The 12,921-nt window shown below is 57.6% G+C and carries 9 protein-coding genes; 4 read left to right on the top strand and 5 right to left on the bottom strand.

The genetic code is table 11. The features are described from left to right. Positions 1–81: 81 nt before the first annotated feature. The 5 genes from infA to trxB form a co-directional block, all read right to left on the bottom strand. Positions 82–300: a translation initiation factor IF-1 gene (gene infA / locus FHW74_RS03220; RefSeq protein ID WP_001040187.1), complete on the bottom strand. Its 219-nt coding sequence runs from the start codon at positions 298–300 to the stop codon at positions 82–84. 264 nt (positions 301–564) lie between these two features. After that, the gene (aat, locus tag FHW74_RS03215) at positions 565–1,272 is read right to left on the bottom strand and encodes a leucyl/phenylalanyl-tRNA--protein transferase (RefSeq protein ID WP_183169116.1); all 708 of its coding nucleotides are present in this window, start codon (positions 1,270–1,272) and stop codon (positions 565–567) included. Positions 1,273–1,303: 31 nt separating this feature from the next. Further along, positions 1,304–3,037, bottom strand: a complete 1,734-nt coding sequence (gene cydC, locus FHW74_RS03210) for a cysteine/glutathione ABC transporter ATP-binding protein/permease CydC (protein WP_183169115.1) — start codon at positions 3,035–3,037, stop codon at positions 1,304–1,306. Continuing rightward, the gene (gene cydD / locus FHW74_RS03205) at positions 3,038–4,804 is read right to left on the bottom strand and encodes a cysteine/glutathione ABC transporter permease/ATP-binding protein CydD (RefSeq protein WP_183169114.1); all 1,767 of its coding nucleotides are present in this window, start codon (positions 4,802–4,804) and stop codon (positions 3,038–3,040) included. 114 nt (positions 4,805–4,918) lie between these two features. Continuing rightward, positions 4,919–5,887, bottom strand: a complete 969-nt coding sequence (gene trxB, locus FHW74_RS03200; RefSeq protein WP_151604202.1) for a thioredoxin-disulfide reductase — start codon at positions 5,885–5,887, stop codon at positions 4,919–4,921. 496 nt (positions 5,888–6,383) lie between these two features. On the opposite strand from trxB, the gene lrp reads away from it, so the two are divergent. The 4 genes from lrp to rarA all read left to right on the top strand — a co-directional run bounded on the left by lrp (position 6,384) and on the right by rarA (position 12,862). Beyond that, complete coding sequence (gene lrp / locus FHW74_RS03195; protein ID WP_000228469.1) at positions 6,384–6,878, top strand: leucine-responsive transcriptional regulator Lrp; 495 nt, start codon at positions 6,384–6,386, stop codon at positions 6,876–6,878. A gap of 120 nt (positions 6,879–6,998) precedes the next feature. Then, positions 6,999–10,751, top strand: coding sequence for a DNA translocase FtsK 4TM domain-containing protein (locus FHW74_RS03190; RefSeq protein ID WP_183169113.1), 3,753 nt, complete (start codon positions 6,999–7,001; stop codon positions 10,749–10,751). A gap of 147 nt (positions 10,752–10,898) precedes the next feature. Beyond that, complete coding sequence (lolA, locus tag FHW74_RS03185) at positions 10,899–11,510, top strand: outer membrane lipoprotein chaperone LolA (RefSeq protein ID WP_183169112.1); 612 nt, start codon at positions 10,899–10,901, stop codon at positions 11,508–11,510. Positions 11,511–11,518: 8 nt separating this feature from the next. After that, positions 11,519–12,862 carry a replication-associated recombination protein RarA gene (rarA, locus tag FHW74_RS03180; protein WP_183169111.1) on the top strand — a complete coding sequence of 448 codons (1,344 nt, stop codon included), beginning with the start codon at positions 11,519–11,521 and terminating at the stop codon, positions 12,860–12,862. Positions 12,863–12,921: the final 59 nt, after the last annotated feature.

The raw sequence follows: 12,921 nt of genomic DNA, 5'->3' as shown, positions 1-12,921 counted from the left end.
ATAAAATAAAAGGCCGGGTAATTCACCCGGCCTTTTTGTATTCAAAGCGCCGCCAGCCAGCAGCGCCGATTCGATTAATGCTTAGCGACTACGGAAGACAATGCGGCCTTTGCTCAGGTCGTACGGGGTCAGTTCAACAGTCACTTTGTCGCCCGTCAGAATGCGGATGTAGTTTTTGCGCATTTTACCGGAAATATGAGCAGTAACCACGTGACCGTTTTCCAACTCAACGCGGAACATGGTATTAGGCAACGTTTCCAGAACGGTACCCTGCATTTCAATATTGTCTTCTTTGGCCATCTAATCCTCTGGGGTATCACTACCAATGTTTTGAACCGGCAAGATAATGCCCAAGTTCACCAAATATGTAAAGATTTTGCGGTTGATAAACCGGCAAAGTTGATTCTGCGCATGACCCGACGACACGGCATCAACCGCATCCAGAACGCAAACGTAAAGGGGGAGTAAAGCCTAAACTGTGGATCCTAAACGGCGGCGGGTAATGTGAAGAGTTTTCTCTGCGGGCAAGAGTATAGCACTCTCCCATAAAATATGCGGAAAACATTATTTATTGCCCGTATCAAACAGCACTTTAGGCACCCAGCAGTGCGATGGCAGCGGCTGAGGTTTCAGCAGGCTGAGATAATTCAGGTAATCGCGCCGGGCAATCTCCACCGCGCCCAGCGACGCGGTATGGTTATTCAATACCTGGCAATCAATCAGCTTGCCGCCCTGGCGAATAAAATAATCGCAGAAGACCAGCAGCGCGGTTTTAGAGGCATTCTCGCGGCGGCTGTACATCGACTCGCCGCAGAACAGCGCGCCCTGCGCCACGCCGTACATGCCGCCAACCAGCTGATCCTGATGCCACACTTCAATCGAATGCGCATGGCCGAGTTCGTGCAGCCGTACATAAGCGGTCAGCACCTCCGGCGTGATCCAGGTGCCTTCAATGCGATCGCTGGCGCAGGCGTCGATCACTTCCCCGAAAGCATGATTAAGCGTTACCCGGTAGGGCGAACGGTTGTGAAAGCGCCGCATGCTGCGGCTAAGGTGAAACTGGTCGGGGAACAGCACGGCACGCGGATCGGGCGACCACCACAGAATCGGGTCGCCCGGCGAAAACCACGGGAAAATGCCGCGCTGATAAGCCATTAACAGACGCGCAGGGCTGAGATCGCCTCCAAGGGCCAGCAGGCCATTCGGCTCCCGCAATGCACCTTCCGGCGACGGGAAGGTGATTGACTCACGAGAAAGCTGAACCAGACGCATCTTACCAGGCTCCACCGCAGGACGTTATCGTTCAATCATAGACTACGGAGGATTGGCGAAACTGGTAATATCGACCCTGTTTCGCCATCAATTCGTCATGATTTCCACTTTCAATAATTTGGCCATTATCCATCACCACGATTTGGTTGAAATCAGCCAAACCGCGCAGACGATGGGTGATCATTAATACGGTTTTATTGGCCGTCACCTTATCCAGCAGGGCTAAAATTTGCTGTTCGGTTTCGGCGTCCAGCCCTTCCGTTGGTTCGTCCAGCAGCATCATTGGCGCATCGTGAAGCAGGGCGCGGGCAATCGCCAGACGGCGCAGCTCGCCGCCGGATAGCTGGCGGCCACCTTCGCCCAACCAGCTGTTTAAGCCGCTCTCTTCCAGCAACTTATCAAGACCTACCTGGCGCAGTGTATCGGCAAGCTTTACATCGCTGGCCTGAGGCGCGGCAAGCAGCAGGTTATCGCGCAGGGTGGCGCTAAACAGATGCACGCGCTGCGGCACCACGCTCATACTGGCGCGCAACGCCTCTTCGCTGTACTGCGTCAGCGGGCGGCCCGCGAGCGTAATTTCGCCCGACTGCGGGTCCCAGGCGCGGGTAAGCAACTGCAACAGCGTCGATTTGCCGCAGCCGGTACGGCCCAGCAGCGCTACGCGCTCTCCGGCGTTGAGGGTCAATGACACCTGATTCAGCGCCGGTTGCGCCTGCCGGGAGTAACGGAAGCTGACGTTATTAAAGGTCACCGCCGTTTGTGTCGGAGCGGTGGTCGCCGCATCCGTAAAGACGACGTCGGGCTGCTGTTCGGTTAAATCAGTTACGCGCCGGGCGCTGGCGATCACCTGGCCTAAATGCTGGAATGCGCCCGTCACCGGCGCGAGTGCTTCAAACGCCGCCAGCGCGCAGAACACGAACAGCGCAATCAGCGCGCCGGGCTGGGTATTGCCGCCCACGCCGCCCGCCGCCATCCACAGCATCAGCACCACAGCTATGCCGCTTATCAGCATCATCACGCCCTGGGACAGCGCCGTTAGCCCCGCCTGGCGGCGTTGAGCTTCCTGCCACTCGCTTTCGGTGGCGTCCAGCGTCTCGCGATAGCGATCGGCGGCGTTAAAAATGGTCAACTCAGCATGGCCGATCAGCCATGCCGTCAGCTGCTGTCGATACTGCGCGCGCAGCGTGGTGAGCGCTTCACCGGTGCCCTTACCGGCGCGATAGAACAGCGGAGGCAGCAGCAGCACCGTCAGGAACATAATCCCGCCGAGCGTCAGCGCCAGCGTCACGTCCAGCACGGACAACCCAACGGCCACCACCAGGATCACCACCAGCGCGCCCACCAGCGGGGAAATAACCCGCAGGTAGAGATGGTCGAGCGTATCTACATCCGCGACCAGACGGTTCAGCAGTTCGCCCTGGCGAAAACGGGCAATGCCGGAAGGGGAGAGCGGCAGCACTTTGGTAAAGGTGTAAACCCGCAGATGAGCCAATACCCGGAAAGTGGCGTCGTGGCTGACCAGACGTTCAAAGTAGCGGCCTGCGGTACGGGTGATCGCCGCGCCGCGCACGCCAGCGGCGGGCAGCATATAGTTAAAACTATACACCCCAGCCACGCCGACCACGGCGGAGGCGGATAAAAACCAGCCCGACAGCGTCAGCAGGCCGATACTGGCAAGCAGGGTGATAATCGCCAGCACCACGCCGAGACTGAGCATCCATTTGTGTCGCTTATACAGCGCCAGGTAGGGAAGTAACGCGCGCATTTAAATCTCCTCCTGACGATGGGCGAGTAGCGCCGCAAAGTGGCTGTTTCCACTGGCGAGCGCGGCAAAACGCCCCTGTTCCACAATGTGGCCGTTACGCATGACCCAAATCTCATCCCACTCGCTGATGTAATCGAGCTGATGGGTCACCAGCAAAGTGCTCTGGTGGCGCGAAGCCGCATTCAGCGCCTGCATCACTTTCATTTCGCTGTGAGCGTCAAGGCTGGCGGCGGGTTCATCCAGCATCAGCAGTTTGCACGGCGTCAGCAGCGCGCGCGCCACGGCGACGCGCTGGGCCTGGCCCACGGACAGCCCTGCGCCCTGGTCGCCAATCGGCGTGTCGATGCCCTGAGGCAACTGGCTGATAAACTCGGTTACCGAGGCGTTTTCCAGCGCGCTTTGCAGCGCCTGCTCGCTGGCATCCGGAGCGGAAAGCAGCACGTTATCGCGCAGCGTTGCGGCGGGCAATTGCGGGTTCTGCCCCACCCAGCTTAAAACCTCGCGCCAGGCCTGCGGATCGAGATCGCGCAGCTCAATATCATTCACCGTCAGCGACCCCTCATAGGGCAAAAACCCTGATAGCACATTCAGTAATGAGCTTTTACCCGCGCCGCTCTGGCCGACGATGGCAACCCGTTTGCCCGCGTCGAGGGTAAAGTTAAGCGGGCCAGCCAGCGCGCTGCCCTCCGGCGAAAGCACGATAAGGTGATGGGCGCGCAGCGTAATCGGATCGCTATTGCCGAGTTTGAAGGTGCCGCGCGTCGGGCTTTGCAGCGGCGCCTCAAGGAAGGTTTTCAGGCTGTCCGCCGCGCCTACCGCCTGGGCTTTGGCATGGTAGAACGTGCCCAGATCGCGTAGCGGCTGGAAAAATTCCGGTGCGAGGATCAGCGTTAAGAAGCCTGCGAACAGCGTGACGCCGACGCCGTAGTGGCCGAAATTCAGTTCGCCAAGATAGGAGAAGCCGAAGTAAACCGCGACCAGCGCAATGGATAAAGAGGTAAAGAATTCCAGCACGCCAGAGGATAAAAAGGCCAGCCGCAGCACTTCCATGGTACGACGGCGGAAGTCCACTGACGCCTCGCGAATATTTTCGGTTTCCGCTGCGCCGCGGTTAAACAGCCGTAGCGTTTCCAGGCCGCGCAGGCGATCGAGGAAGTTACCGCTCAGACGCGCCAGCGCGGCGAAGTTGCGGCGGTTAGCGTCGGCGGCACCCATACCGACCATCGCCATAAACATCGGGATCAGCGGCGCGGCGCCCAATAAAATCAGCGCGGCGGCCCAGTTCACCGGGAAAATCACCAGCACGATCAGCAGCGGAACCGCCGCCGCCAGTGCCATCTGCGGCAGATAGCGGGCGTAGTAATCATGCATATCGTCAATTTGTTCGAGAATTAATGTCGCCCAGCTGCCGGCGGGTTTGCCGCTGATCCAGGCCGGGCCTGCCTGCTGAAGACGATCCAGCACCAGACGGCGCACTTCCCGACGAATATGCACCCCGGCGCGAAAGCCCACTTTTTCGCGGATCCACACCAGCCAGGCGCGCAGAATAAAGATCAGCACCAGCAGGGCGAACGGCAGCAGCAACGCCTCTCGCGGGATGTTTTCCATGATCATATGGTTGAGGATGCGGGCCAGGATCCAGGCCTGGGCGATAATCAACAGCCCGGTCACGACGCCCAGCAGACGCGAAAGATTCAGCCAGCGACGGGAAATTACACTTTGCTGTTTTAACCAGCGGGTCAGTTCTTGTTGGCGGGATTTATTCATCGAGTTGTAAGCAGGCGAAAGTCCAGTGAACTAAGGGTATGAAAGCGCGCAGCCATGTTACAACGACAAAAAAAGAAAGGCGACTTATTCAGTCGCCTTATTTAACTTGCAGAATTATTTATTGTTTTCCGCCAGTCCGTCCAGGTAGCGTTCGGCATCCAGCGCCGCCATACAGCCGGTTCCGGCGGAGGTGATTGCCTGGCGATAGATGTGGTCCATCACATCGCCAGCCGCGAATACGCCCGGTACGCTGGTCTGGGTCGCGTTGCCGTGGATACCCGACTGCACTTTAATGTAGCCGTTTTCCAGTTCCAGTTGGCCTTCAAAAATCCCGGTGTTCGGGCTGTGGCCGATAGCAACAAACAACCCGGCGACGTCGATAGATTCCACGTTATCGGTATTCAGGGTGTCGCGCAGACGCACGCCGCTGACCCCCATCTGATCGCCGGTCACCTCTTCCAGGGTGCGGTTGGTGTGCAGCACGATGTTGCCGCTGGCGACTTTATCCATCAGGCGTTTAATTAAAATTTTCTCCGCGCGGAAGCTATCGCGGCGGTGGATCAGGTGAACTTCTGAGGCGATATTCGCCAGATACAGCGCTTCTTCCACCGCCGTGTTGCCGCCGCCGATGACAGCGACTTTCTGGTTGCGGTAGAAGAACCCGTCACAGGTAGCGCAGGCGGAAACGCCGCGGCCTTTATACGCCTCTTCAGACGGTAGGCCTAAATAGCGCGCTGATGCGCCGGTGGCGATGATCAGCGCATCGCAGGTGTATTCGCCGTTATCGCCGAACAGACGGAACGGTTTGTTCTGCACATCAACTTTATTAATGTGATCGAACAGAATTTCGGTTTCGAATTTGGCGGCATGCTCGTGCATGCGTTCCATGAGCGCAGGGCCGGTCAGGTCGTGCGGGTCGCCAGGCCAGTTTTCCACTTCGGTAGTGGTGGTAAGCTGACCGCCTTTTTCCATACCGGTGATCAGTACCGGATTCAGATTCGCGCGCGCGGCGTAGACGGCAGCGGTATACCCCGCAGGGCCGGAGCCGAGAATTAGCAGCTTACTGTGTTTCACTGTGCCCATGAGGTCCTCATTGTAGTTGGCAAACAATGGGCAGGATTGTAGGGAATTTACCGGGCTAATAAAAGAGTGCAGCGATTTTGTTAACGATATGTGTAATAGCTTAAAGCAATCTTATGTATCGGCTTTACACCGCAGAGTATTAGGGATGTGAATGAAATCCGGCCGGAGATAAGGTGATAAAATGAGGAATAATCGCCACCCGTAATCAATATCTGGCACGTTCTACTAAAAATCGATGTTTTGCTTTGACAATCCCCTGCGCATTTGCGAAAACATTCGAGGAAGAAAAAAAGCATTTGCGCGGGTAGACCCTTTTTACCTTCTTCAGCTTATGTATTTTTACCGGGCAATTGAAATCTACGCATGGTGTGGACAGACGCCATGCGTGATGTCGATAGCTGCCTGAGGGCAACGGGCTTCTCAATATAAGACCCTGGACAATGATGTTGAATGGGTAGTGGCAGGTGTAGGGAAGGAACAGAGAGAGACAATAATAATGGTAGATAGCAAGAAGCGCCCAGGCAAAGATCTCGACCGCATCGATCGTAACATTCTTAATGAGCTGCAAAAGGATGGGCGTATTTCCAACGTCGAGCTTTCTAAAAGAGTGGGACTTTCACCGACGCCTTGCCTTGAGCGCGTGCGCCGACTGGAACGACAGGGTTTTATTCAGGGTTATACCGCTCTGCTGAACCCACACTATTTAGACGCATCACTGCTGGTTTTCGTTGAGATTACTCTGAATCGTGGCGCGCCGGATGTGTTTGAACAATTTAACGCCGCTGTGCAAAAACTTGAAGAAATTCAAGAGTGTCATCTGGTATCAGGCGATTTCGACTACCTGTTGAAAACGCGTGTGCCGGATATGTCTGCGTACCGTAAATTGCTCGGTGAAACCTTGCTGCGTCTGCCGGGTGTGAACGACACCCGTACCTATGTGGTAATGGAAGAAGTGAAACAGAGCAATCGTCTGGTTATTAAGACTCGCTAATGCGGAACAGGTGCAAAGTCGCTGTAGTTTGATTACACTCCTGTTAATCCATACAGCAGCAGTGCCGGGGCGACCCGGCGCTGCTGTCCGTTTTAGCTCGAAGAACCTGGAGAGCCTTTCTTGAGCCAGGAATACACTGAAGACAAAGATGTTACTCTGACAAAGCTGGATAGCGGTCGTCGACTCCTGGAAGCTTTGCTGATTCTGGTTGCCCTTTTTGCCGTCTGGTTGATGGCGGCGTTGCTCAGTTTTAATCCCTCCGATCCCAGCTGGTCACAAACGGCCTGGCATGAGCCTATCCATAACTTAGGCGGCGCGCCCGGCGCGTGGCTGGCTGATACCCTGTTCTTCATTTTCGGCATCATGGCCTATACGCTGCCCGTGATGATGATCGGCGGCTGCTGGTTCGCCTGGCGACATCGCGCTAATGAAGATTACATCGATTATTTCGCCGTCGCGCTGCGCCTGATTGGCGTGCTGGCGTTGATCCTCACCTCCTGCGGGCTGGCGGCTATCAACGCCGATGATATCTGGTATTTCGCCTCTGGCGGGGTGTTGGGTAGCTTATTAAGCACCGCCATGATGCCGCTGTTGAACAGCAGCGGCGGAACCATCGCGCTGCTGTGCGTCTGGGCCGCCGGGCTGACGCTGTTTACCGGCTGGTCCTGGGTCGGCATCGCCGAAAAAATCGGTAGCGTGGTGTTAAGCGTTTTAACCTTCGCCACCAACCGCACCCGCCGCGATAATACCTGGCAGGATGATGACGAATACGAAGACGATGAGTATGAAGACGATGAAGATGACGTCGTCGCCAAAGACTCTCGTCGCGCGCGCATCCTGCGCGGCGCACTGGCGCGCCGTAAACGCCTGGCCGAAAAGTTCGCTAATCCGGTGGGACGCAAAACTGACGAGGCGCTGTTCTCCGGCAAGCGCATGGATGAACCCGACGATATCCATTACCGCGCGGGCGGCGTTGAACTCGATCCGGATGATGTGCTGTTCTCCGGACAAACAGCGTTAGCGGCGGAAGAGGAAAACGATCCGTTATTAAGCGGTTATTCCGTGGTGCCGACGGCAGTTCCGGCAGCCGTTCAGCCCGTCGCCCCAGCCGCGGCGATCACGCCACAGCCGGTTCAGTATACCGCCGCGCCGCAACCGCAGGAGCCGGTAGTGGAATGGCAACCTGTGCCGACGACCCAAACGCCAGAAGCGACTATTGCGCCTGCGCCTGAGCATTATGACCATGTGCCGGTAACGCCACCGGTGGATATGCATGCCCAGGCGGCATATCAACCTTATTCTGAACCGCAGAATCCTCATTACCCGCCAACGCAGCCATGGGTCGACGAAGAGGCTTATGCAGCGCCGGCTCATGCGGAAATACCTGCCGTCGAGCCAGAACCTGCCGCGCCGGAATTGAAGCAAACCCGTCCGCCGCTTTACTACTTTGAAGAGGTGGAAGAGAAGCGCGCCCGGGAGCGTGAGCAACTGGCGGCATGGTATCAACCGATTCCTGAGCCCGCTCAACCGGCTTACGAGCCGAAACCGGCTGTTGCTCCGGCCATGCCGACGGACAACATCGCACCGCCCGATGTGACCCCCGCTGCTTCACAGGTTCAGGCGGCAGCGCAAGCGGCAACCGCCGCCGCGGCCTTTGCGCCGGTATTCAGCATTGCCAGCGATGCGCCGCGCGCCCAGGTAAAAGAGGGCATTGGCCCGCAATTGCCGCGCCCGAATCGTGTTCGCGTTCCCACACGCCGCGAACTGGCTTCTTATGGTATCAAGCTGCCTTCTCAACGTATGGCGGAGCAGCAGGCGCGACACGCGCAACAGCCGCTTAGCGAAGATGAAGCGGACGCCCGGCAGCAGGATGAACTGGCTCGCCAGTTTATGGCGCAACAGCAGCAACGCTATCAGGATGACGACAGCCTGCCGCAGGGCATGGACGAGGCTGACGATGCAGATGAAGAACAAGCAGAATTGTCGCGTCAGTTTGCCGCACAACAGCAGCAGCGCTACGCGGGGGAGCAACCCTCTGGCGCGATGCCGTTCTCGCTGGATGACTTCTCGCCGATTAAAGCGCTGGTAGATGATGGCCCAAGCGAGCCGTTGTTTATGCCGAGCCCGGTGGTGGATGAGCCTCAGCCGGTTCAGGTTCCACCGCAGCAGTCGTATCAGCAGCCTCCCGCTTACGCTGCCCCGGCGCAGCCGCAACAGCCCATACAGCCGCAACATCCGGCTTACGCTGCCCCGGCTCAGCCGCAGCAGCCCATGCAGCAGCAACATCCGGCTTACGCCGCACCGGCGCAGCCTGTTGAGCCGCCGCGTGAAAGCCTGATCCACCCGTTACTCATGCGTAACGGCGATAGCCGCCCGCTGCAAAAACCGTCCACGCCGCTGCCGTCGCTGGATCTGTTGACACCGCCGCCTGCGGAAGTGGAACCGGTAGATACCTTTGCTTTGGAGCAAATGGCGCGCCTGGTTGAAGCGCGTCTGGCGGACTTCCGTATCAAAGCCGACGTGGTGAACTATTCACCCGGCCCGGTGATCACCCGCTTCGAGCTGAACCTTGCTCCTGGCGTAAAAGCCGCGCGGATCTCTAACCTGTCCCGCGACCTGGCGCGTTCGCTTTCCACTGTTGCGGTGCGCGTTGTGGAGGTCATCCCCGGTAAGCCTTATGTGGGCCTCGAATTGCCGAACAAAAAACGCCAGACGGTTTACCTGCGCGAAGTGCTGGATAACGCCAAATTCCGCGACAACCCGTCGCCGTTAAGCGTGGTGTTGGGTAAAGATATCGCGGGCGACGCCGTGGTAGCCGACCTGGCGAAAATGCCGCACCTGCTGGTGGCAGGGACCACCGGCTCCGGTAAGTCTGTGGGGGTCAACGCCATGATCCTCAGCATGCTGTATAAAGCCACGCCGGAAGAAGTGCGCTTTATCATGATCGACCCGAAAATGCTGGAACTCTCCGTGTATGAGGGGATCCCGCATCTGTTGACCGAAGTGGTTACCGATATGAAAGACGCCGCCAACGCATTGCGCTGGAGCGTCAACGAGATGGAACGCCGCTACAAGCTGATGTCGGCTCTGGGCGTGCGTAATCTTGCCGGTTATAACGAGAAGATCCTCGAAGCTGAACGTATGGGCCGCCCAATCCCAGATCCGTACTGGAAGCCGGGCGACAGCATGGACGCCACCCATCCGGTACTGGAAAAACTGCCATATATCGTAGTGCTGGTGGATGAATTTGCCGACCTGATGATGACGGTAGGTAAAAAAGTCGAAGAGCTGATTGCCCGCCTGGCGCAAAAAGCCCGTGCGGCAGGGATCCACCTGGTGCTGGCGACCCAGCGTCCGTCGGTGGATGTGATTACCGGCCTGATTAAGGCCAACATCCCGACGCGCATCGCCTTTACCGTGTCGAGCAAAATCGACTCGCGCACTATCCTTGACCAGGGGGGCGCGGAATCGCTGCTGGGCATGGGTGATATGCTCTATTCCGGACCGAACTCCACCAGCCCGGTGCGCGTCCACGGCGCGTTTGTTCGCGACCAGGAAGTGCATGCCGTAGTCCAGGACTGGAAAGCGCGCGGACGTCCACAATACGTTGATGGCATCACCTCCGACAGCGAAAGCGAAGGCGGCGCTGGCGGCGGATTTGACGCTGGCGAAGAGCTGGATCCGCTGTTCGATCAGGCGGTGTCGTTCGTAGTCGAGAAACGCAAGGCATCCATTTCCGGCGTACAGCGCCAATTCCGTATTGGCTATAACCGTGCGGCGCGCATTATCGAGCAGATGGAAATGCAGGGCATCGTCAGCGAGCAGGGCCACAATGGCAACCGCGAAGTGCTGGCGCCGCCGCCGTTCGAATAACATACCGGCGCTTTACCGTGCTGTGCAAAGATCGGTAAAGTGCTGAAAATCAGCTTTTTCTTCTTTCGGGATCGCGGCTGCCAGCGCTACAGTTAACGATACCGGTAGCCCGTGTTGGGCCTGGCGCCTGTTGAGGAATCATAAATAATGAAAAAAATTGCAATGACCTGCGCGCTCGTTGCGGCGTTCGCCACCAGCTCGGTTTGGGCGGATGCAGCGAGCGATTTGAAAAGCCGTCTCGATAAAGTCGGCAGCTTCCACGCCAGCTTTACCCAAAAAGTCACCGACGGCAGCGGTGCCGCGGTACAGGAAGGCCAGGGCGATCTGTGGGTTAAACGCCCGAATCTGTTCAACTGGCATATGACCCAGCCGGATGAAAGCGTGCTGATCTCCGATGGTAAAACCCTGTGGTTCTATAATCCGTTTGTCGAGCAGGCGAGCGCCACCTGGCTGAAAGACGCGACCGGCAACACGCCGTTTATGCTGATTGCCCGCAACCAGGCCAGCGACTGGCAGCAGTATAACATCAAGCAAAGCGGCAATGATTTTGTTCTGACGCCAAAGACCAGCGCGGGCAATCTCAAGCAGTTCACCATTAACGTCAGCGCGGATGGCACCATTAACCAGTTCAGCGCTGTAGAGCAGGACGACCAGCGCAGTAGCTATCAGCTTAAATCCCAGCAAAATGGCGCGGTGGATATGAGCAAGTTCCGTTTCACGCCGCCGCAGGGCGTTACCGTGGACGACCAACGTAAATAGAGGTGTGAGTGAGTAACCTGTCGCTCGACTTTTCTGATAACGCTTTTCAACCTCTGGCCGCGCGTATGCGGCCAGAAAATTTAGCGCAGTACATCGGGCAACAGCATCTGTTGGCTCCCGGCAAACCGCTGCCGCGCGCCATTGAAGCGGGCCATTTGCACTCAATGATCCTCTGGGGGCCGCCAGGCACCGGTAAAACAACCCTTGCCGAAGTGATTGGCCGCTACGCCAACGCGGATATTGAACGCATCTCTGCGGTGACGTCTGGCGTCAAGGAGATCCGCGAAGCCATTGAACGCGCCCGGCAGAATCGCAATGCCGGACGGCGCACCATTCTGTTTGTTGATGAAGTCCATCGCTTTAATAAAAGCCAGCAGGATGCGTTCCTGCCCCATATTGAAGACGGCACTATCACCTTTATCGGCGCGACCACTGAAAACCCCTCGTTTGAGCTGAACTCGGCGCTGCTGTCCCGCGCCCGTGTGTATCTGTTGAAATCTCTGACCACAGACGATATCGAACAGGTGCTCGATCAGGCGATGAACGACGCGCAGCGCGGCTACGGCGGTCAGGACATCGTGCTGCCGGACGATACGCGCCGGGCTATTGCGGAGCTGGTCAATGGCGATGCCCGCCGGGCGTTAAATACGCTTGAAATGATGGCGGATATGGCCGAGCTGGACGATGCCGGCAAACGGGTGCTGAAACAGGAATTACTTACCGAAATCGCCGGTGAGCGCAGCGCGCGCTTCGATAACAAAGGCGACCGGTTCTACGATCTGATTTCCGCGCTGCATAAATCGGTACGCGGTTCCGCACCGGATGCCGCGCTCTACTGGTATGCGCGTATCATCACGGCGGGCGGCGATCCGCTGTACGTGGCGCGCCGCTGTCTGGCGATTGCGTCTGAGGACGTCGGCAACGCCGATCCACGCGCTATGCAGGTGGCGATTTCGGCGTGGGATTGCTTTACCCGCGTCGGCCCGGCAGAAGGGGAAAGAGCGATTGCCCAGGCCATTGTCTACCTGGCCTGCGCCCCGAAAAGCAATGCCGTTTATACCGCCTTTAAAGCTGCGCTCTCCGACGCGCGCGACCGCCCCGACTATGATGTTCCGGTCCATTTACGCAATGCCCCGACGAAGCTGATGAAAGAAATGGGTTACGGGGAAGAGTACCGTTATGCCCATGACGAGCCCAACGCTTACGCCGCCGGGGAAGTCTATTTCCCTCCCGAAATGGCACAAACGCGCTATTACCGACCAACAAACAGAGGTCTTGAAGGGAAAATTGGCGAAAAGCTCGCCTGGCTTACTGAACAGGATCAGAAAAGCCCCACAAAACGCTACCGCTAATGCAGGCGTTGCGGTAAGGTTATCAGGACTCCAGGTGGCCGCAGGCTGTGGCCACTTTC

It is taken from the genome of Atlantibacter sp. RC6 (assembly GCF_014193285.1).
In the GTDB taxonomy this organism is placed as follows: domain Bacteria; phylum Pseudomonadota; class Gammaproteobacteria; order Enterobacterales; family Enterobacteriaceae; genus Atlantibacter.
Note: the sequence above shows the minus strand (reverse complement) of the source record. Positions and strands in the feature narration are given on the sequence as shown.